21 protein-coding genes are annotated in these 24,008 nt (G+C 47.0%); 12 read left to right on the top strand and 9 right to left on the bottom strand.

Annotation, left to right across the window (positions count from 1 at the left end; genetic code table 11):
* Positions 1-182: 182 nt before the first annotated feature.
* Together recB and recD are read left to right on the top strand one after the other, a co-directional pair.
* A complete protein-coding gene (gene recB, locus VRK_RS11285) occupies positions 183-3,812 on the top strand; it encodes an exodeoxyribonuclease V subunit beta (protein WP_059121461.1) in 3,630 nt (1,209 codons plus the stop codon).
* Entirely contained in the window at positions 3,809-5,893 is a 2,085-nt protein-coding gene (gene recD, locus VRK_RS11280; RefSeq protein ID WP_059121460.1) for an exodeoxyribonuclease V subunit alpha, read from the top strand. The genes recB and recD overlap by 4 nt, the downstream gene beginning before the upstream one ends.
* Positions 5,894-5,951: 58 nt before the next feature.
* Here the strand turns inward: recD and VRK_RS21285 are convergent, their stop codons facing one another.
* Positions 5,952-6,137, bottom strand: a complete 186-nt coding sequence (locus VRK_RS21285) for a hypothetical protein (protein ID WP_059121459.1) — start codon at positions 6,135-6,137, stop codon at positions 5,952-5,954.
* Positions 6,138-6,385: 248 nt separating this feature from the next.
* Complete coding sequence (gene argA / locus VRK_RS11270) at positions 6,386-7,729, bottom strand: amino-acid N-acetyltransferase (protein ID WP_059121458.1); 1,344 nt, start codon at positions 7,727-7,729, stop codon at positions 6,386-6,388.
* Between the two features lie 198 nt (positions 7,730-7,927).
* On the opposite strand from argA, the gene mltA reads away from it, so the two are divergent.
* The 3 genes from mltA (at position 7,928) to csdE (ending at position 10,390) form a co-directional block, all read left to right on the top strand.
* Positions 7,928-9,031, top strand: a complete 1,104-nt coding sequence (mltA, locus tag VRK_RS11265) for a murein transglycosylase A (protein WP_082671372.1) — start codon at positions 7,928-7,930, stop codon at positions 9,029-9,031.
* 101 nt (positions 9,032-9,132) lie between these two features.
* Entirely contained in the window at positions 9,133-9,942 is an 810-nt protein-coding gene (gene tcdA, locus VRK_RS11260) for a tRNA cyclic N6-threonylcarbamoyladenosine(37) synthase TcdA (RefSeq protein ID WP_059121457.1), read from the top strand.
* A gap of 16 nt (positions 9,943-9,958) precedes the next feature.
* Positions 9,959-10,390, top strand: a complete 432-nt coding sequence (csdE, locus tag VRK_RS11255) for a cysteine desulfurase sulfur acceptor subunit CsdE (RefSeq protein ID WP_059121456.1) — start codon at positions 9,959-9,961, stop codon at positions 10,388-10,390.
* Between the two features lie 49 nt (positions 10,391-10,439).
* On the opposite strand, the gene VRK_RS11250 is transcribed toward csdE, so the two are convergent.
* From VRK_RS11250 to VRK_RS11220, 7 genes are all read right to left on the bottom strand, one after another.
* Positions 10,440-11,642, bottom strand: coding sequence for an aminotransferase class V-fold PLP-dependent enzyme (locus VRK_RS11250; protein WP_059121455.1), 1,203 nt, complete (start codon positions 11,640-11,642; stop codon positions 10,440-10,442).
* A 5-nt stretch (positions 11,643-11,647) separates the two neighbouring features.
* Entirely contained in the window at positions 11,648-12,250 is a 603-nt protein-coding gene (locus VRK_RS11245) for a DJ-1 family glyoxalase III (RefSeq protein ID WP_059121454.1), read from the bottom strand.
* Entirely contained in the window at positions 12,240-13,136 is an 897-nt protein-coding gene (panE, locus tag VRK_RS11240; protein WP_059121453.1) for a 2-dehydropantoate 2-reductase, read from the bottom strand. The genes VRK_RS11245 and panE overlap by 11 nt, the downstream gene beginning before the upstream one ends.
* Positions 13,137-13,194: 58 nt before the next feature.
* Entirely contained in the window at positions 13,195-14,562 is a 1,368-nt protein-coding gene (locus VRK_RS11235; RefSeq protein WP_443083426.1) for an AmpG family muropeptide MFS transporter, read from the bottom strand.
* 11 nt (positions 14,563-14,573) lie between these two features.
* Entirely contained in the window at positions 14,574-15,173 is a 600-nt protein-coding gene (locus VRK_RS11230; RefSeq protein WP_059121451.1) for a peptidylprolyl isomerase, read from the bottom strand.
* Complete coding sequence (locus VRK_RS11225; protein WP_059121450.1) at positions 15,173-15,742, bottom strand: YajG family lipoprotein; 570 nt, start codon at positions 15,740-15,742, stop codon at positions 15,173-15,175. The genes VRK_RS11230 and VRK_RS11225 overlap by 1 nt, the downstream gene beginning before the upstream one ends.
* A 206-nt stretch (positions 15,743-15,948) precedes the next feature.
* Complete coding sequence (locus VRK_RS11220; protein ID WP_059121449.1) at positions 15,949-17,085, bottom strand: methyltransferase; 1,137 nt, start codon at positions 17,083-17,085, stop codon at positions 15,949-15,951.
* A gap of 183 nt (positions 17,086-17,268) precedes the next feature.
* Between VRK_RS11220 and bolA the strand changes: the two genes are divergently transcribed.
* The 7 genes from bolA to nqrF all read left to right on the top strand — a co-directional run bounded on the left by bolA (position 17,269) and on the right by nqrF (position 23,908).
* Positions 17,269-17,583, top strand: a complete 315-nt coding sequence (gene bolA, locus VRK_RS11215; RefSeq protein ID WP_059121448.1) for a transcriptional regulator BolA — start codon at positions 17,269-17,271, stop codon at positions 17,581-17,583.
* Between the two features lie 465 nt (positions 17,584-18,048).
* Positions 18,049-19,389 (top strand): Na(+)-translocating NADH-quinone reductase subunit A, encoded by a 1,341-nt coding sequence (locus tag VRK_RS11210; protein WP_059121447.1) that lies wholly within the window; start codon positions 18,049-18,051, stop codon positions 19,387-19,389.
* A 5-nt stretch (positions 19,390-19,394) separates the two neighbouring features.
* Positions 19,395-20,645, top strand: a complete 1,251-nt coding sequence (locus VRK_RS11205; protein WP_059121446.1) for an NADH:ubiquinone reductase (Na(+)-transporting) subunit B — start codon at positions 19,395-19,397, stop codon at positions 20,643-20,645.
* Positions 20,632-21,417 carry a Na(+)-translocating NADH-quinone reductase subunit C gene (locus VRK_RS11200; RefSeq protein WP_059121445.1) on the top strand — a complete coding sequence of 262 codons (786 nt, stop codon included), beginning with the start codon at positions 20,632-20,634 and terminating at the stop codon, positions 21,415-21,417. The genes VRK_RS11205 and VRK_RS11200 overlap by 14 nt, the downstream gene beginning before the upstream one ends.
* On the top strand, positions 21,417-22,049 hold the full coding sequence (locus VRK_RS11195) for an NADH:ubiquinone reductase (Na(+)-transporting) subunit D (protein WP_059121444.1): 633 nt from the start codon (positions 21,417-21,419) through the stop codon (positions 22,047-22,049). Before VRK_RS11200 ends, VRK_RS11195 begins: the two co-directional genes overlap by 1 nt.
* Before the next feature lie 6 nt (positions 22,050-22,055).
* Entirely contained in the window at positions 22,056-22,652 is a 597-nt protein-coding gene (gene nqrE / locus VRK_RS11190) for an NADH:ubiquinone reductase (Na(+)-transporting) subunit E (protein ID WP_038183383.1), read from the top strand.
* A gap of 32 nt (positions 22,653-22,684) precedes the next feature.
* Positions 22,685-23,908: an NADH:ubiquinone reductase (Na(+)-transporting) subunit F gene (gene nqrF / locus VRK_RS11185; RefSeq protein ID WP_059121443.1), complete on the top strand. Its 1,224-nt coding sequence runs from the start codon at positions 22,685-22,687 to the stop codon at positions 23,906-23,908.
* Positions 23,909-24,008: the final 100 nt, after the last annotated feature.

Here is a 24,008-nt window from a genome sequence, read left to right as displayed (position 1 = left end):
TTCATCTGAGAGTGGTGTTCAACTCGGAACGAGATATTAATGATGAAAGAGTTAGTTATCCGTGAATCAGATCTCACTCTCTTGTCAGGCATAACAGGCGTGAATCGATTTATGTCAATTCTATTGCTTAGATCACACTCCATTATGCTGAACCGACGGTTAACTTGGAGAAAAGAACGGGTATGAGTCACACAACATCTGATGCCATGATCCCGCTGGAACCAATGCGATTTCCGTTGCATGGGATGCGTTTAATTGAGGCATCCGCAGGGACGGGAAAAACATTTACGATTGCCGGGCTCTACTTGCGTCTGTTGTTGGGGCATGGTGACGCACAGAACCGACACGCTACCCCGTTGCGGGTAGATCAAATTTTAGTGGTGACATTTACCGAAGCGGCCACCGCAGAATTGAAAGGACGGATTCGTGCCCGGATTCATGAAGCCCGGCTGGCGTTTGCCCGGCATCATAGTGATGACCCTCTGCTGCAATCCCTTCTCGATGAAATCCCTGCTCATACTGAGGCTGACAGTATTTTGCTTCAGGCAGAGCGGGAGATGGATACGATGGCGGTTTATACCATTCACGGCTTCTGTCAGCGGATGTTAGTGCAAAATGCGTTTGAATCAGGCAGCCGTTTCCATCATGAGTTCATTACCGATGAAAGTCGTCTCAAAGCACAGGTGGTGGCGGATTACTGGCGACGCCAGTTTTATCCGCTGTCGGTTGAGCTGGCTGCTGAAGTTCGTCACTTATGGCCGACACCAAACGCTTTACTCGCACAAATTGGCTCCTATCTGAGTGGTCATCCGCTGTCTCTTTCTGTCAGCGCGATGGATGCCAGCCTTGCACAACTGCATCAAGATAACTTGCAACGTATCGTTGAGATGAAGACGCAGTGGCGCCGGTATCAGTCTGAGATTGATGCATGTATTGCCGAATCTGGTGTGAATAGGCGGGTTTATACCAAAAAATCCCGGCCGCAGTGGATTGAGCAAGTGTCCCAATGGGCTGAAGCAGAGACCGACAGTTACCGGGTTCCCGAACAGTTATCTCGTTTTTCGCAACAAGTGCTGTATGAGAAAACGCCGACCGGGACACCACCGGAGCATCCGTTATTTGAGATCATCGATGACTTTCTTGCGACACCGGTGTCGATTGAAGCACCGTTGAAAGCCCATGCGATTGAAACCTGTCGTTATTTGTTGGCGAAAGCGAAGTCTGAACAGCAGTGGTTATCGTTTGATGATTTGCTGTCTCAGCTTTCATCTGCTTTAGATCTTGATACCTCAGGCCTGTTAGCGCAGCGGATTCGCATGTTATACCCGGTCGCGATGATTGATGAATTTCAGGATACCGATCCGTTGCAATACCATATTTTCAGTCATATTTATGCATCGCATCCGGACTGTGGCTTGTTGATGATTGGTGACCCGAAGCAGGCGATTTATGCGTTCCGCGGAGCGGATATTTTCACTTATATCAAAGCGCGTCGTCAGGTACGTTCCCATTTTACCTTGGCGACTAACTGGCGCTCCGGGCAGTCGATGATCGATGCGGTGAATCGATTGTTTGCATCGTCTGACAGTCCTTTTCTCCATGATGCGGATATTCCGTTCATTCAGGTCTCAGCACCACCCGAGGCGCAGCAACGCCAATGGCAACTGTACCAGCAGGTGCAACCCGCCATGACTTACTGGTGGCCGGAGGATGTTGAACCGGATGCCGTGATGACCAAAGGTGAATACGAACAAGTCATGGCCAATGCGACCGCCGCCCAAATCCAAATGATTCTACAGGCTGCGCAGGATGGGGAAGGCCACCTTTATACCAAGAATGGACAGAAAAACATTGAGCCCGGACACATCGCCGTACTGGTTCGTACGGGACGTGAAGGACGGCTCATCAAAGAAGCATTGGCGCGTCAGGACATTGCCAGTGTCTATCTGTCTAATCGGGAGAGTGTTTTTGCCAGTGACATTGCAGTAGATATTCAGCGATTGTTACAGGCCGTGTTGACACCGGAGCAGGAACGGCCGTTACGGGCTGCGCTGGCGTCTCCCTTATTCGGGCTGGAGATTCACGATTTGGATGCATTAAATCGCAATGAATCGTTATGGGATTGGGTTGTACAGGAGTTTCGCCACTACCGAACCATCTGGTCAGAACGCGGTATTTTGCCAATGTTGCGCGCAGTGCTTTATCAGCGCCATCTTGCTGAGCGCTGGCTTGCCCTGAAGGGGGGAGAGCGACTGTTGACGGACTATTTGCACATCGGTGAGCTGTTACAGCAAGCGGGCGCTGAAATCGAAAGCGACCATGGTCTGTTGCGATGGCTGACTCAATCGATGATTGATGTGGCACAGGGGAGTCATCCGGAAACGTCGATCCAGCGGTTGGAGTCAGAGAAAAATCTGGTGCAAATCGTGACGATTCATAAGTCGAAAGGGCTTGAATATGATCTGGTGTTTCTTCCGTTTGTGATGAGCTTTCGTGAGGCCAAAGAAGCGCGTTACTACGATGAAACACAGGACCGCATTGTACTGGATATGACCCGCAAAGAAGAGGCGCTCGCCAAAGCTGAAAAAGAACGACTGGCTGAAGATTTACGCTTGTTGTATGTGGCTTTAACCCGTTCTGTGTATGGTTGTTATGTCGGGATTGCCTCATTGAAAGGGCGTTCAGGCAAGGGACCGAGCAGCGCTCATCTATCTGCAATTGGTTATTTGTTACAGCAGGGCGAACCCGGTGATGCCGGATTGTTGAGGCAGGGAATTGCATTGCAATGTGATCCGGACGGACACTCGGTGGTCGATGTGCCTCCGCAACTGCCTGAGTCGCCTCTGTCGCGGGTTGATGCTCCGCAACAAACGTTGACGGCACAACAGAAACGCCATCCGATTGAGCGGGCCTGGCGCATGACCAGCTATTCTAATTTGGTCAAGCAGTCCGGACATGGGACTTTTCTCGATGCCACGCAGGAAGTGCCGGGATTCGATCTCGATTCGGCCGGAGAAGTGGACGAATATCTATTCGATCCTGAAGAACAGACGATTTTTACCTTTCCGAAAGGTGCTACCGCGGGGACATTTCTACACAGTTTGTTTGAGCAGATTGAATTCACCGAGGGGTCGGACAGTGCAGCGAATGTCACGATGATACAAAATTTGATGGACTCAGCCGCTATTGCCGAGTCTTGGCAGCCGGTGCTACAGCAAATGCTCACGCATGTATTACAGACGCCATTAGATGGTAAAAAATTGCGATTGGGGCAGATACCGGCACAGCAGCGTTTGGTTGAAATGGAGTTTCTGTTGCCGATCGATAAATTACGCTCACCGCTGTTGAACCGGATTCTGAAACGATACGATGCTTTATCCGCTCAAGCCGGGGAGCTGAATTTTGCGCAAGTCGAAGGGATGCTGAAGGGATTTATCGACCTTGTGTTTGAATATCAGGGGCGATATTACGTACTGGACTGGAAATCAAACCATTTGGGAAATCAGGTCGAAGATTATAGTCCGTCTCGTCTCAACGCGGCGATGGTTGAACACCGATATGATTTTCAGTATCAAATTTATACGTTGGCACTGCATCGCTTTTTGGCGAGTCGTTTGGTTGACTATACCTATGAACAGCATTTTGGCGGTGTGTATTATCTGTTTCTGCGTGGTATGGACGGGCAGACCTCATCGGGGGTGTTTGCCCATCGTCCAAAGTTTGCCCTGATTAGTGCATTAGACCGTTTTTTTGCCGGAGAAGATGACAATATGCGGACAACGCAGGAAGGACAGATGGAGCTTGACTTATGACACAACTGGCTCAGTCGCTGAAATTGTTAGCTGAAAAACGTGTAATCCGTCCGCTGGATCAACAATTTGCCCGGTTTATTGCTCACCAGTGTTCACAGGATCAGGCAGCGGTGGCTTGGTTAGCTGCGCTGGTCAGTTATGAACTGGGCCGGGGACACATTTGTGTGCCGTTGGTGGACGACGAAGGGCGAGTGGCATTTGCGTCATTATTATTCGGCCATGCTGTGGCTGAGTTGCACGTGATCAGAGCGTGTGTCGAATCCCTCGATTGGTTGGTGGTGATTGAGCGCTGTCCGTTGATTGGTGAGCCGGGTAGCTATCTGCCACTGATTTTTGACGGAAAGCGACTTTATCTCCAGCGTTACTGGTTTTATGAACACCAGTTGGCGTTACGCTTGAAGATGCTGTCATCACCCGTCTCGATCGACACGGCGCAAACTGAATATTTAGCTGAAACATTAAATCAATTATTTCCCCGTCCCTATGACGCTTTATTTCAGGCACTACAGCAGGTGGCATCGGTGGGAGAGCGGCAGCGTCTGGTTTGTGAATCTTTGGATGTCGTCCGGGAATCTGTGTTGGACTGGGCGTCGATTGACGACTTGTTACAGCAAGCATCAAGTAGTTCAGCACTCTCGGGGCTGGATACGTTGGTGCCGGAGTCAGTATGTCTGAATTGGCAGAAAGTCGCAGCTGCGATTGCGTTGAGTCGCCGTTTCGCAGTGATTTCCGGTGGGCCGGGGACGGGGAAAACCACCACCGTCGCGCGGTTGCTGGCGGCATTGGTAAGTCAAAATAGTTCGGTTCAGCAAAAGTTGGTGATTAAACTGGTTGCTCCGACCGGAAAGGCGGCTGCGCGATTGACTGAATCTATCGGGCAGGCGGTTGAAAGATTGACCATTCCCCCTGAGATGAAAGCACTGATACCGGCTCAGGCAAGTACATTACATCGGTTATTAGGCGCAATTCCGAATAGTGCTGAGTTTCGTCATCATCAGCACAATCCGCTTCATGTCGATCTGCTGGTGGTTGATGAGGCGTCGATGATTGATTTGCCGATGATGTATAAATTGTTGATGGCTTTACCTAATCATGCCCGCTTGGTACTTCTGGGTGATAAGGATCAGTTAGCGTCTGTCGAGGCCGGAGCGGTTTTAGGGGATATCTGTGCGTTTCAGACTCAGGGCTACAGCCGGAGTCAAATGGCTCAGTTAGCCCGATTAACGGGATACCAATTTGAGCCACAATTCCCTCATCAAGATGTGCCGGCACTGGCAGACAGTTTATGTCTATTGCAGAAAAGTTACCGTTTTCATGCTCGCTCCGGGATCGGACAACTGGCCAAAGCCGTCAATGCAGGGGATGTATCTCAGCTTCTGCAGTTGACTCAACAAAGCTACGCCGATGTGCAAATTCATGATTTGGATAGCGAAAGTTATCATCAGATGTTACAGACACTGGTGGCGGAGTACGCTCATTATTTGCATGCGATTACGGATCAATCCGCAGTTGATGAGGGGACGCCCCCTGAGAAAAAAGCGGCATATGTGCTGCATTTATTTCACCGCTGTCGATTATTGTGTGCGGTTAGAGACGGCGACTTTGGTGTTACAGGCGTCAATCAGAGAGTTGAGCGCGCCTTAAGCCGTCATCAGTTGATTCGTAACAGTGATGAGCCGTGGTACGAAGGTCGTCCGGTGATGATCACCCGTAATGATCACCATCTTGAGTTATATAATGGGGATATTGGCATCTGTATGCGCGATCCTCAGGACGAGCGGCTGAAGGTCTATTTTGAGCAATTTGACGGCCATGTTCGGGGTTTTCTGCCGAGTCGGATTCCTCAACATGAAACCGCTTATGCCATGACAATCCATAAGTCGCAGGGAAGTGAATTTGATTTTACATTGCTGCTGTTGCCACCGGATCATACACCGCTTTTGACGCGAGAGTTGGTTTATACCGGCATTACACGGGCGAGGAAGCAGTTGGCACTGTTTACATCACCCAAAATTTTGCAGGCTGCGGTCCGGGTAAAAACACAACGAGTGAGTGGGTTAAGAGAACAAATGGCAAAGTGATATGCTTAGGCTAATTCCGGTAAATGCCGGAATTAGCCTGCAAATCGATGAACATCACTTATTGGCTTAAGGGGATTGATGTAAATGTGATGGTGCGAATTTTATAACGAGACTTGAACTCCAGAATAAAATTTTTCACTTGTTCGCTCATCGGGAAAACGCAATGAACGTTATGACCTTCTAAAAACTGATGGTCTCCCATATCCCAAAAGCTCTGGAGTGAATTACAGATAACCGTTTTCATATTTCTGTGCTCTTAATGACTAATTTAGTGACTAAAAGCATCCTTGCATTACATCTCATCTTGAGTAAATACTGTGACCTATATTGCAAAAATCACATGCCTCAATTGATTGGGGGAATTTTACACAATTTGAAAAGAGAGTAAAGCTGTTTGTTATCTGTTCAGTTTCAGTGCAATGAACTGGCTTGGATGTAGCAACATGATTGGTCGCATCAAGTGATTTTCCAAGCTTTGACCATTCACAGCCATTACAGTTCGAGACTCAAAACTTTAGAACGGCGCTGATAGTTGTACAGGTTTTGTTTGATCGCTGGCAGTGAACTCACATCCATTTCGACAAATCCCTGTTCTCTGAACCAGTGCAGGCTATGCGTGGTGAGCACGAACATCGATTTAATGCCCATGTTTTTCGCCTGACCTTTCATATGATTCAGTAGCATCAGTCCACGATTGCTGTCCCGGTATTCATTATGAATGGCGACACATGCCATTTCTGCCATGCTCTCTTCTGCATAGGGATAAAGCGCAGCACAGCCGATAATCAGGCCATCGCGGTCAATGATGGTGAAGCGATGAATCTCTTGTTCAAGCTGTTCTCGCGAACGGCGAACCAAAATGCCTTTCTCTTCCAGCGGTTGAATTAAATCGAAAATACCACCGATATCGTCGATGGTCGCCTGACGAATTTGTTCTGAACTGGCCATGACGACCTGAGTCCCGATACCATCAAAAGAGAACAACTCTTGAATCAACGCACCATCTTCTTTGTAGCTGACCAAGTGGCTGCGAGGCACCCCGGCACGACAAGCTGAAATCGCTGCTCTGAGGAAACGAACTCTGCCGGTATGATTGTCCTGTTGCTCTTCGTCTTCGGGATCGGGTTCCATTCGATTCAGTAGCGCTTCGACATCGGCCGGAAACAGTTCGGCAATCGCATTGCCGTGCTCATCAATAATACCTTGTTCGGAACAAAACCCGATCAGTTTGTCAGCTTTGAGACGAATGGCGACTTGCGTGGCAACTTCTTCCGACAGCAGATTAAAACACTCGCCGGTCACTGAACTGGCGATAGGGCCGAGCAGGACGATAGAGCCTTGTTCTAAAGCCCGGTTGATTCCATCGATATTGATACGGCGCACTCGTCCGCTGTGACAGTAATCAATCCCATCATCAATTCCTAAAGGCTGGGCAATGACAAAGTTACCACTGACGATATTCAGTTGATTTCCCGCCATGGGGGTATTATTCAGACTTAAGGAAAGTTTTCCGGTAATTGAAAGCTGGAGCTGACCTGCGGCCTGCATGACGAGCGGTAAAGCCTTTTCATTGGTGATCCGGATGCCCTTATAGTAGGGCGTCGCGCAAGCTTGTTCCTGCAAAATCTGATTGATTTGCGGACGAGCACCATGAACCACGACCAGCTTTACCCCCAGACTGTGAAGCAAGGCAATATCACTGATGATATTGGTGAAATTTTTGTCCGCGACCGCTTCACCACCGAGCATGATGACCATTGTCTTCCCACGGTGAGCATTCACATAGGGTGTTGATTGGCGAAAGCCTTTAACCAGTGCAGTACTTCTGTTTTTCACGGTGAAATATCCATGTTTATTTATGTTGAAATAATGACTTTTTATTCAGTGTTGAGCAAGCGTTTTTTATTGCTTTTTCGTCCATGATGGCCTGCATGTCAGAAGTTGATAAATTTCGTCTAAATATCCGTACTGTCGATTGCAGATGATGGATCAATTTGTCATGCTTTGCCAACCGTAAATGATGGAAAACGAACTGTGAAAAAAATATTGGGCTTGATGTTGGCGTCTGTGATACTCAATGGGTGTGTGCACCCGACCGATCGTGCTCAGCAATATCTTGACGGCACACTGCCAGATGATCTCAACCGCACTGAAAGCATTACGTCGAATACGCCGCGAGACTTTACCGAATTTCCGCTTCAGAGTGATCTGGTGGTACAGAACTCTCCGTCGCTGGCGATGCTTTATCAGCCGCTTTATCAACAGCTGAAAGAGTGGATACAACAAAGTGGCGATCCGGCAGAATTACAACAGTACGGGATTCAGGCTGCTCAGCTCCAAGGTGGCGATCAACAGGGAAATGTCTTATTCACCGGCTATTTTTCACCGGTGATTGAATTGCGTCATACACCGGATGAGGTGTTTCATTATCCGGTGTATGCCATGCCGGCCTGTGAAGCCGATTGTCCGACCCGGGCACAAATTTATGCCGGGGCACTCACCGGACAAGGATTGGAACTGGGTTATGCCGCCAATCTGATTGACCCGTTCATTATGGAGGTTCAGGGTAGCGGATTTGTCCATTTCGGCGATGACGATTCTCTGGAATATTTTGCGTATGCCGGTAAAAACAACAAGGCCTATATCAGTATCGGTAAAGTGCTGATCGATCAGGGCGAGATTCCGCGTGAAGAAATGTCGTTAAAAGCCATCAAGCATTGGGTCATGACGCATCCTGAAGATGAAGTGAAATCCTTGCTGGAACAGAATCCTTCCTATGTGTTTTTTGAACCGAGAGCTGCGGCCCCTGTGACCGGCTCGGCAGGCATTCAACTGCTTCCTATGGCTTCGGTTGCCGGTGACCGGCGGATTTTTCCGATGGGAACTCCGATTCTGGCCGAAGTGCCATTACTCAATGCCGATGGCAGCTGGAGCGGGACACATGAGTTGCGCGTGTTGATTGTGCTCGATACCGGTGGTGCAGTGAAAGATAATCATCTCGATCTGTATCATGGCATGGGCGAACGAGCAGGGATTGCCGCCGGTCATTATCGTCATTTTGGCCGGGTGTGGAAACTGGGGTTAGAAAATTCTCCGACGCAGGCACCATGGGCTTTACCGCCGGAAAAGTTAGAATAGTTTACGGCTGGTGTTCTAGACTTTTGCAGCAAGAGTGCGTATAAATCGCACTCTTTCTTTTTCGAGATGTTTTTGCAAAATATTTAATTTTGGGGAATGTGATGCGTGAATTAGATACGCCGGCTTCTGATGATTACAACCAGCGTTTTGGCGGAACTCGTCGCCTGTACGGCCATGATGCGGTTGAGATACTCCGGGCAGCGCATGTCTGTGTGATTGGTCTGGGGGGCGTTGGTTCATGGGGCGCTGAAGCACTGGCGAGAACCGGCATCGGTGAGCTGACTTTGATCGATATGGATGATGTGTGCGTAACCAATATTAATCGTCAGATTCATGCGATGCAAGGCACGGTCGGTCAAAGCAAAATTGAAGTGATGGCGGAGCGCATCCGGCTGATCAACCCCGATTGCCGCGTCAATTTAATTGATGATTTTATCTCTCCTGACAATCAGCATTTGTATCTGAAGCCTGAATTTGATTATGTGCTGGATGCTATCGATAGCCTGAAAGCCAAAGCGGCTTTATTAGCCTATTGCCGACGAAATAAAATCAAAGTGATCACGGTTGGTGGTGCCGGCGGACAAATAGACCCGACTCAGATACAAGTGGCGGATTTGACTCGTACGATTCAGGATCCGTTGGCAAAGAAATTGAAAGACCGTTTACGGCGCGACTACCATTTTCCGAAAAATCCGGCTCGCAAGTTTGGCATTGAGTGTGTTTTCTCGACAGAACAATTAAAATATCCGCAGCCTGACGGCTCAGTATGTGCGATGAAATCGACAGCCGAAGGGCCGAAGCGGATGGACTGTGCGACGGGATTTGGCGCGGCAACCATGGTCACAGCGAGCTTTGGTTTTGTCGCAGCTGCGAAAGTTGTCGAAAAATTGATCCGCAAATATCAACAGTGACGGAAGGGGAGTGATCATGCCAAATTTACCGCTGTCGCCATTTGGTCGCGAAATTACTGCTGACGATGTTCAGCAAATCATGGAAAACCTGCATGGCTGGGAAGACAAATATCGTCAGGTGATTTTGTGGGGGAAACAGTTACCCGTGATGCCGGAGGATTTGAAATCCGAACGGATTCAGGTTTCCGGCTGTGAGAGTCAGGTCTGGCTGGTGGCTGAATCTGAACAGGATCAGTGGTTCTTTTGTGCAGACTCCGATGCCAGAATTGTCCGCGGATTGATTGCAATTGTAATGGCAGCTTATCAAGGCAAAACGCGTGATGAGATTGCTGCTTTTCCCATTGAAGACTACTTTTCCCGTTTAGGACTGTTGAATCATCTCAGCCCGTCCCGGGGGAACGGACTCCGTGCTATCGTCCGGCAAATCCAGACACTGAGTCAGCACTGACAGACAGGCAGTATACGACTCGGTGTCGTGCGGATGCGGATCGCTGCCGCTAGAAAAAGCTCAGACTTTTTTCCAACGCGGCAATGAATTTTTTGACATCCTCGATGGTGTTATATATCCCGAAAGACAGGCGAATGGTTCCCTGTATGCCAAACGCATCCATACAAGGATGTGCGCAGTGATGCCCGGCTCTGACAATGATGCCTTGTTGATCCAAAAGTGTTGCGACATCCTGATGATGCACGCCTTCCACCACAAAACTGAGAATACTGGCGTTTGGCTGGTATCCGATTACCCGCACATCTTCATACTGACTTAACCCCTGATAGGCCAACTGTTGTAACTGGTGCAGGTGCTGTTCCCGGTCTTCGACTGCAACAGACTGATACCAGCGAATGGCTTCAGCCAGCGTAATGGCACCGGCTATGTTGGGGGTTCCTGCTTCAAATTTACCGGGTAATCCGGTAAATGTGGTTTGTTCAAAAGAAACCTTTTCGACCATTTTGCCACCCCCTTGCCAAGGCGGCATGGCATCCAACAGGTGCTTTTTGCCATACAGGACACCGATACCGGTGGGCGCATACAGTTTATGTCCGGAGAATACATAGAAGTCAGCGTCCATCTCAACCATATTGACGGGGTCATGGACAATGCCTTGTGCGCCGTCCACCACAACCAAAGCACTGGTCTGATGAGCCAGCGGAATAATCGCTTCTAACGGTAGGCGGGCTCCGGTGACATTGGTCATGTGAGCGACAGCCACCAGTTTGGTCCTGGCATTGAGCAGTTGTGTATAAGCCTCCCAGCCAAATTCACCCTGTGCCGTCATCGGGATTTTGACAACCCTTGCACCGGTTTGCTCCGCGACTAATTGCCACGGCACAATATTGGCGTGATGCTCAGTTTCACTCACCAGAATTTCGTCGCCGGTGGTTAAGTTCGCTCCTCCCCAACTCTGAGCAATCAGGTTCAGGGATTCTGTTGCCCCTCTTGTCCAGATAATTTCTTGTTCCGAGGCCGCACCGATAAAACTGGCAACCAATGAGCGAGCTTGTTCAAATGCTTGAGTTGCTTCGGCCGAGAGGTGGTGGCTGCCACGGTGAACATTGGCGTTCTGATGCTGGTAATAGTGAGAGAGTCGATCAATCACGCATTGCGGCTTTTGCGTGGTTGCGGCGCTGTCCAGATAGACATAAGAAGCATCATTTAACGACGAAAATTGTTGGCGAATGGCCGAAATATCAAGTGTCATTGCGGTTACGACTCATTAAGCGGTTGAGCTGGGGTTATGCCGGCAGGCGGAACCATTGGTTCAGCAACCTGCCTCATGTGTTGTTCTCCGGAGAGCAGACGAACCACTGCCAGAGAGAATTCTAAGGCGGTGCCGGGGCCTTGGCTGGTTAACAGGTTGGCGGAGCTGTCATACACGACGCGTTGTGTACTTCTCTGAGCCTCGGGAATCTGCTGCTGAAAGTTCGGATGACAAGTGAGCTGCGCATCCGGGAACAAATGATGATGCTGTAATACAAGCGCCGGCGCCGCACAAATTGCAGCAACCAGTCGCCCGGCCTGTTTTTGCTGTTTGAGTTGCTCAATAAGGAGCGGATTATCGCGAAAGTTTTCTGCACCGGTGAGCCCTCCGGGCAGAATAATTGCATCAAACGATTGTTCGGTCACCTGATGGAGCAGGACTTCAGCGGTCAACATGACACCTCGTGAAGCCTTTACAACGAGTTGTTCGGTCGGATCTGCGCTCGCAATCACAACGTGATAACCTGCCCGAACCATCACATCAATGATTGTGATGGCTTCGATCTCTTCACTGCCGGTCGCAATTGGTACCAAAATGTTATAACTCATTGAGTGACTCCCATTGTTGTTCCAGTGTTTTGATGTGTTGATATAACGCGTCATTCTCCGGGACTGCAATGCCGTGTTTTGCCGCGCTTCTGATCAGGTATCCGGTAATAAAGTCTATTTCAGTTTTTCTTCGGTAGTAAACATCCTGATGCATCGACGACTGATTTTTCGATGTTGCGTGGATGACTTGGTAAATATGAGCGGTTAGCTGTTCAAGATTTACCGGAATACTCTCAGCCGTCATCACGGTACTTACTTCGGTAATCAAACGGGTGATGAGAGTTTGGTACTCAGGGCGTGCGAGTTCGCCATTCGGACATTGATGAATGGCGGTTAAAGGGTTGATTACACAGTTGACGGCAAGTTTGCGCCATAGTGCGTGTTCAATCTGTGGGTGCCAGTGAACGACCGGCAACGCATGGTCGAAGACATCTCTCAGAAACTGACACCGAGAACCTTGCTCATTTGCGGCACCGATTAAGGTTTCACCTTGTCCGGTATGGATGAGCTGTGATGATGATGGTTTGAAGGCTCCGTGGGTGGTGGTGGCCAGCAGTACAGGGTTGGTCTGTAATAATGAGCCGATGGTATCGAGGCTGCCCATGCCGTTGTGCATCAGCATGATAATGGTGTCCGGATCGATCTGGCTGGGCAGCGAATCAAGGGCTGAAGCAACCTGCCACGCTTTGACGGTCAGCAAAATAAGATCAGCGTGTTTGACGTCATCGGCCTGACGATTGTTAAATGTGTAGCACGACTCATCGAATTGGCATTGATACTCAGAGTCTGTCTGTCTGCCAAATACTGCGACCTGATGTCCGTCTTGCTGTAATTTGATGGCCCAAAGCGAGCCGATCGCTCCCGGGCCAATCACCAGAATATTCATGCTTTACGATGGCTCATTAATTTGTTCCCAACGATTAGCGAGTCTAATCAAGCCTGATTTAAATGCAATCCTGTTTTCTGGATGCTTTCGCTTTTTCCAGCAGATCCGTAAAGTACTGTCGGAGTAAGTAAAGCATAATCAGACTCGGGACGACCATGACCGCAGTCAGGACAAAAAATAACGGCCAGTTGTTCAGATAATCGACCATCGCGCCACTGAATGATGAGAGAACGGTACGTCCGGCATTTCCCAAAGACGCTAATAGCGCATATTGGGTTGCAGAAAAGGCTTGCCCTGTCATTAAGGTGAGGAATGAGACAAATGCGACGGTCGAAAAAGCCGTGGTAAAATTATCGACGATGACGGTTGCAAGAAACAGGTGTTCATTCGGGCCGGTCTGCGCAATCCATGAAAACATCAGATTGCTGGCTGACATAGCAACGCCCCCGATCATCAAGCCTTTCACAATGCCGAAGCGTACAGTCACCATACTCCCGATCAGAGTAAAGAACATGGTTGTCCACCAACCGATCATTTTCGAATAGTAACCAATTTGTTCATTGGTGAATCCCACTTCCCGGTAAAATGAAATTGACATTTTGCCCAGAAACGCTTCGCCAATTTTGAACAAAAATACGAATAATAAGATGGTTAACGCAACCCGAATCCCGTTTCGTCTAAAGAAATCAACAAACGGTTCGACCACGGTGACAGAAAGCCACAGTAGTACCGGAGATTCAATATACTGATGGTGACGCTCTTCAGCTTTTTGCTGTAAACGATCCCGGTGGGTGACTGGCTCTTTGGTCATCAGCGTGAAGATTATCAGCACAACCATCACCGCTGCCATCCCAAAATAGACCGTGTTCCAACCGTACTGATCTGCGTTGGTAAATGCCAGATAACCGGGCAAAGAATAACCGGTCCACCAACCGATCACTGCCATTGCTGAAGCCTGAGGCAGCTTTGATTCTTCAGCTTTATTGAAGCTATCGATCCGAAAAGCATCAATCGCAATATCTTGAGTCGCCGAGACAAATGCGATCACCAACGCAACCCCGTAGGTCATCATAAAGTGGGTGGTGGGATTCGAAAATGAGGCAATGGCCAGTGTGCACAACAAGATGATGCATTGGCAGACAAAAATCCAGCTACGCCGCTGCCCGAGCCATCGGCTCACCAGCGGGATATGGAGCCGATCGACGAGGGGAGACCATAAAAAATTCACCGAATAGGCGACAAAGATACTACTGAAATAACCGATATCTGTATTGGTAAATCCTGCATCTTTGAGCCAGCCGGACATATTGGAACCAATCAAGACCCAAGGAAAGCCACTGGAACAGCCGAGCATGAGAACCCATGCTAAGCGTTTATCGAGATAACTCTGGACAGTCGCTTTCCATGTATTGGATGATTTTTGCAACGAATAAACCTCTATTGTGTTGGTGGCGTCGTTGCTGTGGTGTCTTTTTCAGGGACAACAAAAACACGCGTGATAATAATCGGCTCTACCGGAACATCTTTCATGTAGTTCCGGACGCCTGTTTTTTGTTGACCTATCTTTTGAATCACGTCAAGCCCTGAAGTGACCCGGCCAAACACCGCATAACCCGGTGGCCGTTCTCCATAATTGAGAAAATCATTATCAACCAAGTTGATAAAGAATTGTCGGGTTGCCGAGTTCGGATCCTGCGTTCTGGCCATTGCAATGGTTCCGGTTTGATTTAACAAACCGTTATTGGCTTCATTCGCGATTGGCGGGTAAGTTTTCAATCGTTCCATTTGGGTGCTGAATCCACCTCCCTGAACCATGAAGCCGGGAATGACCCGGTGAAAAATACTGCCGACGTAACTGCCATCTTCAACATAACGCAAGAAATTTTTGACCGTGACTGGCGCTTGCTCAGTGTTCAAGGCGACTGTAAACGAACCCAGCGTGGTTTCAAATGCCACGCTGGGGGATGCAGAAGCGCCAAGACTAAACAGTGAAAAAAAGCAACAGGCCAGTAGGGCTGAGAAGCGATACCGACGCATTAAAAGTGCTCCCGCATGTAATTTTTCAGCTCGTCATCTTGGGCAATTTTTTTCAGGACATTGTTGACGACATCATTAAAGACCATTTCGATATCATCATTTGATGCACTAAATGTTGACGTTTTCTTCGCGGTACCATGGTAAGTCTTTACCAATTTTCCGGTTGGCGTTTCTGCTGTGATTTCAAGCACAACGCTTGCATTCATTTCGCTTTCCATAATTGAATGTTTCACTGAAACCAACGCTTCTTGGATTTCTACCGTCACTGAGTTTTCGCTATTGACGCTGGTTGTAAACCCTTGAGAAGAAAATTGTTGTGACAACGCATTCTCAATCGCGATACGAACATTCTGACGCGCATGAACCGGTTCGATATGGGCACGTCCGCTATCAACTAACGCAACATATTGAGAGGTTCTGACATCTTTACTCATCAGGGTAAAAGACTTCCCTTTCACAATATCACTCTGGCTGAGGGCCGGCTGAGGGGCAAAGTTGATTTGTTGCTGCTGTGGGCCTGAACAGGCGGCAAGCAGTGCGACAGTCGCTGCAATAACCAGTTTTTTCATGAGTGGTTCCTTGTTCAAAATCGAGTAATCACATTAACAGATATGTATGGAAAACCAAGTCTGTATGGAACTCTAGGTTTGTGTAAAAACATCATAGATTCATCCATAAGCCAATACTGAAAACTGAAGAGAGAATAGCGCGGTTTGATATCATCTATCCATTGTCCTTCATGTTCTCTGACCCACATGGTCAGAAGTTTAGCGGCTTACGGTTTAGTTGCCTGTAAGATAACAAATTTTTTGTTCATCGCGACAGTTTTTACGTTAGATTTTCCAAATATTCTTGTGAGTTTTCCATCGTAGCCGAGGTGACGGTTACCGATCACTAATAATTCACCTCTCTTTTCCAGAACATGCTTTGCATCACAGAACATCTGCCAGGCAATATGATCGGTAATGGCATTCTGTTGGTGAAACGGTGGATTACATAAAATCAAATCCGCTGACGCAGGGGCTAAACTATCCAGACAATTATTAGCGATACACTGCATATTTGCCCGGTTGCCGAAATGATAGTTCAAATTTCTTCGGGCTGATTCAACAGCCATGAAACTTTCATCGATACAAGTTAAAGCCGCTTGAGGGTTTCGTTGTCCGGCTTTGATCGAAAGGACACCGTTACCGCATCCTAAATCGATAATGTGTTTGCAATTCGGTTTTTCCGGAATGTGGCAAAGAAAAAAGCGCGCTCCGAGATCAAGACTTTCTCCGGAGAAGACATTGGGTAGATTAACCAACTGGATCGGCTTGTGATCTATCTCTGCGTCCCATATCAATTCCGGGGATACCGACTGGCGAGGGGCATCGGCACTGGCAAACACCAAGCGATGTTTTTTCCAAGCGAGTGACGTTTGAGTTGTGCCGAGATATTTCTCAAACAGTTGCAATGTCGATGTGTGGATTTCTTTCGCCTTGTTGACCGCAATGACCGGACAAGTTTCCGGTAGAGAAGTGCGGAGCTGACTGAGTTGCCAGATGAGGTGCCGATTATTTTTGGGTAACTGAAATAAAACCAAATCAATATCAGCAGGTAGTTCTGCGAGTGTTGTCAGGCAGGAGATCGCGTGGTCGCCGTTTCGAGCCAAATTTTTTTGCACGCCTTGATGTGACAGATATGAATCACTCATCAGGGTGACTTGATGATCGCGGGCAAACCAACATGCTAGTGCGCCAAAATGATCATTCAGAATTAGGATATGTTTGCCGGGCGATAATGCCATGGCTTCAACATGACGAATCAGATATTCGTCTCCGGCATCCCATGCCTGTAAGTTTTCATAGTGTTGCTCAGGGTAGCGATGTAATGTCAGTGTGCGGTTATTGAATGATAATTCTGTCTTCATCGTTTTTAATCAGGTGAGTCGATTTATTAAATTGTCGATTATTGTCGCAAATGCAGCACAAACAAGAAACTGAAACCTTTTGCTAAACGTCAGAGAGTAGTAATATATGTCGCCACAGGTTCACCGGAATGTTTTTATCTGTGCTCAACACGTTTTTTCGGTGATCTCGGAGAGAGAAAGTACATGATACAAGAAACTATTGAAGCGAAGTTACATCAGGCATTCCAGCCAGAATACCTGCAAGTGCTGAATGAAAGTTATATGCACAATGTGCCTGCTGGATCTGAAAGCCATTTCAAAGTTGTGATTGTCAGCCCTTCGTTTGACGGACAACGTTTAATTGAACAACACCGAGCAGTTAATCAGGTTTTAGCTGATGAATTAGCCGGTCAGGTTCATGCATTGTCGATTCATACCTATACCCCTGAACAGTGGCGACAAAATACTCAGGTGCCTGATAGTCCGATGTGTCATGGTGGCGGCCAGAAAGAGAATTGAACGGTGGTGGGCTGAGTGCATTTACAATCATGGGACATGATTGTCTCCACTGTGACTGTTTGTACTTTAAATCCGCTTATCTATTTGATTGAACAACTCATTTACTAAAAATATACATCTTCGACATCGCTTGCGATAAGTGTGCTATTCATCAAATTTATGATAATTTTTTGCATTATATTGCACCGTAATGAAGAAAGAAAAGCAGCTTAGATCATGGCATCAAATGCCTAAAAGATGGTACACTCCCGTGTCTGATAAATATGCCTCACATGAGTGAGAGACGTGTTTTAAATAGGGTGTTATGACCTTGTTGCAAATAAGAATCAAGGCTGGATACCAGTGTCGTGTCTAGGGCTCATTTAGTTTTCTCGGCGTTTATGCCCGATTTGAATAACTAAACAAAGCCAGTTTATTTACAGAATTTTAAAGAATCTTTTTCCCGATAAAATAGTGCAAGTGCGTATGATTACAATAAAGAAGGGATTGGATCTTCCTATTGCTGGAACTCCTTCCCAGGTGATAAGTGATGGTAAAGCCATCAGCAAAGTCGCCTTGCTTGGCGAAGAGTACGTTGGTATGCGTCCTACGATGCATGTCCGCGTAGGTGATGAAGTAAAGAAAGCTCAAATTCTTTTTGAAGATAAGAAGAATCCGGGTGTGAAATTTACTTCACCGGTCTGCGGTAAAGTTATCGAAGTGAACCGTGGTGCAAAACGGGTACTTCAATCAGTTGTGATTGAAGCTGCCGGTGATGCGCAGGAGACGTTCGATAAGTTTGACGCTAGTCAACTTGCAAGCTTGGATCGCGAGCAAGTTAGAACACAGTTGGTTGATTCCGGCATGTGGACTGCGTTCCGTACTCGTCCCTTTAGCAAGGTTCCTGCTATCGATTCTGCAACCAAAGCTATCTTTGTTACTGCAATAGATACAAATCCTTTGGCTGCTGATCCACAACTGATTATTAATGAACAATCAGATGCTTTCGTTGCAGGTTTAGACATTTTATCTGTTTTGACAGAAGGTAAAGTCTACGTTTGTAAACAAGGAAAGAGCTTACCTCGCTCCGCTCAATCGAATGTGGAAGAGCATGTATTCGAAGGGCCGCATCCAGCTGGATTGCCCGGAACACACATGCATTTCCTCTATCCTGTGGATCTCAACCATGTGGCTTGGAGTATCAACTATCAGGACGTTATTGCTATCGGTCATTTATTCTTGACCGGAGAGTTGTACGTTGATCGTGTGGTTTCTCTGGCTGGACCGGTTGTGAATAAACCTCGTCTGGTTCGTACGACGATTGGAGCCAGCTTAGACGAATTGGTCGATAACGAAATTATGCCCGGAGAAGTTCGTGTGATTTCTGGTTCAGTCCTTTCCGGAGTGAAAGCCAGTGGTCCTCACGCTTATCTTGGCCGTTACCATCTTCAAGTTTCAGTGCTTCGAGAAGGTCGTGAGAAAGAATTGTTTGGCTGGTTAGTTCCCGGTAAACATAAATTCTCAGTCACACGTTCGTACCTTGGACACCTTTTCCAAGGACAGCTTTTCAATATGACAACCTCCACAAATGGTAGTGAGCGTGCAATGGTTCCAATCGGCAATTATGAAAAAATAATGCCACTTGATATGGAACCGACATTGCTCCTTCGTGATCTCTGTGCCGGTGACACTGACAGTGCTCAGCGTCTCGGGATTTTAGAGCTCGATGAAGAAGATCTCTCATTATGTACCTTTGTGTGTCCGGGCAAATACGAGTACGGCATGTTACTTCGTGAGTGTCTCGACAAGATTGAGAAGGAAGGGTAATTTCCATGGGTCTTAAAAAGTTTCTTGAAGACATCGAGCATCATTTTGAGCCGGGCGCCAAGTATGAGAAGTTGTATGCACTGTATGAAGCAGCTGCAACAATTTTCTATACACCGGGCACGGTAACAAGAAAAAGCTCACATGTCCGTGATAGCGTTGATCTAAAGCGCATCATGATCATGGTCTGGTTAGCAGTTTTCCCTGCAATGTTCTGGGGGATGTATAACGCTGGTGGTCAGGCAATTGCTGCATTAAATCACTTGTATCAAGGTCAACAACTGGCAAGTGTGATCGATGGCAACTGGCATTACTGGTTTACTGAACTATTGGGCGGTACCCTGATGGCCGACTCGGCAGGATGGGGCAGTAAAATGTTGCTTGGTGCGACATATTTTCTTCCGATTTACCTGACTGTATTTATTGTCGGTGGTTTTTGGGAAGTCTTGTTCTGTATTGTACGGAAACATGAAGTCAACGAAGGTTTCTTTGTTACATCAATTCTGTTTGCACTGATTGTTCCGCCTACATTGCCCTTATGGCAAGCCGCTCTGGGGATCACCTTTGGTGTTGTCGTCGGTAAAGAAGTGTTTGGTGGCACGGGGCGTAACTTCCTCAATCCAGCGTTGGCTGGTCGTGCATTCCTGTTCTTTGCTTATCCGGCTCAGATCTCCGGTGATGTGGTTTGGACTGCTGCCGATGGTTTCTCTGGTGCAACTGCACTGAGTCAGTGGACGCAAGGCGGTCAAAGTGCATTGGTGAATAATGTTACAGGTGCCACTATCTCTTGGATGGATGCATTCCTTGGCAATATTCCCGGTTCAATTGGTGAAGTGTCTACGTTAGCGCTCGCTATTGGTGCTGCTTTTATCGTGTATATGGGGATTGCTTCATGGCGGATCATCGGTGGTGTTATGGTCGGTATGATTGCGCTTTCAACCCTGTTTAATGTGATTGGCTCAGATACCAACGCAATGTTTAATATGCCTTGGCATTGGCACCTGGTTCTTGGTGGATTTGCTTTTGGTATGTTCTTTATGGCGACTGATCCCGTTTCAGCATCGTTTACCGATAAAGGTAAATGGGCTTATGGAATGTTGATTGGAGCAATGTGTGTTTTGATTCGTGTTGTCAACCCAGCTTATCCGGAAGGAATGATGCTGGCGATTCTATTCTCGAATCTTTTTGCACCACTGTTCGACCATATTGTTGTTGAAAAGAATGTCAAACGGAGATTAGCGCGCTATGGCAAACAATAACGATAGCATTAAGAAAACGTTGTTTGTTGTTATCGTATTGAGCTTAGTGTGCTCAATCATCGTTTCAACGGCAGCTGTAGGGCTGCGTAGTAAGCAACAAACAAATGCAGTTTTGGATAAGCAGGAAAAGATTCTGGAAGTTTCCGGTGTTGATATGTCATCCGGTAGCGTGAAAGAACTTTATACACAGTATATCGAACCGAAACTGGTGGATTTTAAAACAGGTGAATTGGTTGAGAAAACACCAGAGGGACAAACTGCTTTTCAGTATGATCAGCGAGCTGCTTCTAAAAATGAATCACAATCTCTGAGACTGTCTGAAGCTGAAGATCCAGCGAAAATCCGCTATAGGGCTGATTATGGTTTGGTCTATCTTGTGAAGCAGGATGGCAAAATTCAGCGTTTGATCCTGCCAATCCATGGTAAAGGATTATGGTCAATGATGTATGCTTTTGTCGCTGTAGAGACAGATGGTAATACTGTTGATGGCATCATTTACTATGAGCAAGGTGAAACCCCTGGGCTCGGTGGTGAAGTGGAAAACCCAAACTGGCGTGAACAGTTTGTTGGTAAAAAGCTTTATGATGAAAATCACAAACCAGCAATTAAGATCGTCAAAGGTGGTGCACCTGCAGGATCTATACATGGCGTTGATGCACTGTCTGGTGCGACTCTGACCAGTGTGGGTGTTCAGCACCAATTTGACTTCTGGCTGGGTGATAAGGGCTTTGGTCCATTTTTAGCAAAAGTCCGTGACGGAGGTCTGAACTAATGTCTACTGTGAAAGATCTGAAAAAGAGTCTGTTAGCTCCGGTGTTGGATAACAACCCGATTGCATTGCAGGTCCTCGGTGTATGTTCCGCACTCGCGGTCACAACGAAGCTCGAAACGGCATTTGTTATGACATTGGCGGTAACATTTGTAACCGCTCTTTCTAACTTTTTCGTTTCATTGATTCGTAACCATATCCCTAACAGTGTGCGGATCATTGTCCAGATGGCAATCATTGCTTCATTAGTTATTGTGGTTGACCAAATATTGAAAGCATATCTTTATGATATTTCAAAACAACTTTCTGTTTTCGTCGGTTTGATCATCACAAACTGTATTGTTATGGGACGTGCCGAAGCATTTGCGATGAAAGAACCACCGATTCCTTCGTTTATTGACGGGATTGCCAATGGTCTGGGATATGGTTTTGTCCTGATCAGCGTTGGTTTTGTCCGTGAACTATTTGGTTCGGGTAAGATTTTTGGGATGGAAGTTCTGCCATTAGTGAATAATGGTGGTTGGTATCAACCAAATGGTTTGATGCTGCTTGCACCATCTGCATTCTTCTTGATTGGTTTCTTGATTTGGATCATCCGTGTGTTCAAACCAGAACAAGTGGAAGCGAAGGAGTAAGGAACAATGGAACATTATATTAGTTTGCTTGTACGATCCATTTTTCTGGAAAACATGGCTCTGGCTTTCTTTCTGGGGATGTGTACGTTTCTGGCTGTGTCAAAGCAAGTCAAAACAGCGTTTGGCTTGGGGATCGCCGTTACTGTTGTGTTAACCATTTCGGTGCCGGTCAATAACTTGGTTTATAACCTCGTTTTGAAAGAAAATGCACTGGTCGATGGTATTGATCTGACTTTCCTGAACTTTATCACTTTCATCGGGGTGATCGCTGCGTTAGTACAGATTCTGGAAATGGTTCTTGACCGTTTCTTCCCACCGTTATACAACGCACTGGGTATTTTCTTACCACTCATTACGGTGAACTGTGCGATCTTTGGTGGTGTATCGTTTATGGTACAGCGCGAGTATGATTTTGCTGAGTCAATTGTTTATGGCTTTGGCTCCGGTGCTGGTTGGATGCTTGCAATCGTTGCGCTTGCAGGTATCCGTGAGAAAATGAAATATTCTGACGTCCCTCCCGGGTTACGTGGCCTTGGTATCACGTTTATCACGGTCGGTCTGATGGCGTTAGGCTTTATGTCATTCTCTGGTGTTCAACTGTAAGTCGGGTAAACCGCAGCAATAAGGAATAGTCAATGGACATTATTCTTGGTGTAGTGATGTTTACTCTGATTGTACTGGTTCTAGTTTTGGTGATTCTATTTGCCAAATCTAAGCTTGTTCCAACAGGTGACATTACGATTCTAATTAATGACGATCCTGAGAAAGCGATCGTCACAAGCCCGGGCGGTAAACTTCTGGGCGCACTGTCAGGATCTGGTATTTTCGTATCATCCGCTTGTGGTGGTGGTGGCTCTTGTGGCCAGTGCAAAGTAAGAGTTAAATCGGGTGGTGGTGACATTCTTCCTACAGAATTAAGCCATATTTCTAAAGGTGAAGCTCGCGAAGGTGAACGTCTGGCATGTCAGGTTTCCGTAAAAGCAGATATGGAAATTGAATTGCCGGAAGACATCTTTGGGGTGAAAAAGTGGGAATGTACTGTTATCTCTAATGATAACAAGGCGACTTTCATTAAGGAGCTGAAGTTACAAATCCCTGATGGTGAATCTGTACCGTTCCGTGCGGGCGGATATATCCAGATTGAAGCTCCGGCACACCATATTAAGTACTCTGATTTTGATGTCCCTGAAGAGTATCGCTCTGATTGGGAAAAATTTAACCTGTTCCGTTATGAGTCGAAAGTCGACGAAGACATCATTCGGGCATATTCGATGGCAAACTATCCTGAAGAATTTGGCATTATCATGCTGAATGTTCGGGTCGCAACACCGCCGCCGAATAATCCGAATGTACCACCAGGTCAAATGTCATCTTATATCTGGTCTCTGAAAGAGGGTGATAAGGTGACAATTTCTGGTCCATTTGGAGAATTCTTTGCCAAAGATACCGATGCAGAAATGGTCTTTATCGGTGGTGGTGCAGGTATGGCGCCAATGCGTTCACATATCTTTGATCAACTGAAACGTCTGAAGTCTAAGCGTAAGATCAGTTTCTGGTATGGTGCACGTTCGAAGCGTGAAATGTTCTATGTAGAAGATTTTGATGCTTTACAAGAAGAGAACGATAACTTCAAGTGGTTCTGTGCCCTGTCAGATCCATTACCAGAAGATAACTGGGATGGTTATACTGGTTTTATTCACAACGTTCTGTATGAGAACTATCTGAAGGATCATGATGCTCCTGAAGATTGTGAATACTACATGTGTGGACCACCTGTGATGAATGCAGCCGTGATTAACATGCTGAAAGAGCTAGGTGTTGAAGAAGAAAATATTCTTCTGGATGACTTCGGCGGTTAAGCCGTCATTTCATCCCCTGTATGATATGGCTGACTGTAAAGTCAGCCATTGTTTTATCCAAGTGCTGAATTTTGTCATGGTTGAATGACAGAGTATCTCA

The organism is Vibrio sp. MEBiC08052, assembly GCF_001506075.1.
Taxonomy (GTDB): Bacteria; Pseudomonadota; Gammaproteobacteria; order Enterobacterales; family Vibrionaceae; genus Vibrio.
The sequence above is the reverse complement of the archived record's forward strand: the minus strand, read 5'-3'. Positions and strand labels throughout refer to the sequence as shown.

Bases quoted from the DNA above. Each gene is read 5' to 3' on its own strand.
- VRK_RS11250 (WP_059121455.1), bottom strand. From the start codon at position 11,642: ATGACACTTGATATTTCGGCCATTCGCCAACAATTTTCGTCGTTAAAT.
- VRK_RS11225 (WP_059121450.1), bottom strand. From the start codon at position 15,742: ATGAAAAAACTGGTTATTGCAGCGACTGTCGCACTGCTTGCCGCCTGT.
- VRK_RS21285 (WP_059121459.1), bottom strand. From the start codon at position 6,137: ATGAAAACGGTTATCTGTAATTCACTCCAGAGCTTTTGGGATATGGGA.
- VRK_RS11220 (WP_059121449.1), bottom strand. From the start codon at position 17,085: ATGAAGACAGAATTATCATTCAATAACCGCACACTGACATTACATCGC.
- recB (WP_059121461.1), top strand. From the start codon at position 183: ATGAGTCACACAACATCTGATGCCATGATCCCGCTGGAACCAATGCGA.
- VRK_RS11195 (WP_059121444.1), top strand. From the start codon at position 21,417: ATGTCTACTGTGAAAGATCTGAAAAAGAGTCTGTTAGCTCCGGTGTTG.
- VRK_RS11205 (WP_059121446.1), top strand. From the start codon at position 19,395: ATGGGTCTTAAAAAGTTTCTTGAAGACATCGAGCATCATTTTGAGCCG.
- tcdA (WP_059121457.1), top strand. From the start codon at position 9,133: ATGCGTGAATTAGATACGCCGGCTTCTGATGATTACAACCAGCGTTTT.
- nqrE (WP_038183383.1), top strand. From the start codon at position 22,056: ATGGAACATTATATTAGTTTGCTTGTACGATCCATTTTTCTGGAAAAC.
- VRK_RS11200 (WP_059121445.1), top strand. From the start codon at position 20,632: ATGGCAAACAATAACGATAGCATTAAGAAAACGTTGTTTGTTGTTATC.
- panE (WP_059121453.1), bottom strand. From the start codon at position 13,136: ATGAATATTCTGGTGATTGGCCCGGGAGCGATCGGCTCGCTTTGGGCC.
- bolA (WP_059121448.1), top strand. From the start codon at position 17,269: ATGATACAAGAAACTATTGAAGCGAAGTTACATCAGGCATTCCAGCCA.
- VRK_RS11230 (WP_059121451.1), bottom strand. From the start codon at position 15,173: ATGCGTCGGTATCGCTTCTCAGCCCTACTGGCCTGTTGCTTTTTTTCA.
- csdE (WP_059121456.1), top strand. From the start codon at position 9,959: ATGCCAAATTTACCGCTGTCGCCATTTGGTCGCGAAATTACTGCTGAC.
- nqrF (WP_059121443.1), top strand. From the start codon at position 22,685: ATGGACATTATTCTTGGTGTAGTGATGTTTACTCTGATTGTACTGGTT.
- VRK_RS11245 (WP_059121454.1), bottom strand. From the start codon at position 12,250: ATGAGTTATAACATTTTGGTACCAATTGCGACCGGCAGTGAAGAGATC.
- recD (WP_059121460.1), top strand. From the start codon at position 3,809: ATGACACAACTGGCTCAGTCGCTGAAATTGTTAGCTGAAAAACGTGTA.
- VRK_RS11210 (WP_059121447.1), top strand. From the start codon at position 18,049: ATGATTACAATAAAGAAGGGATTGGATCTTCCTATTGCTGGAACTCCT.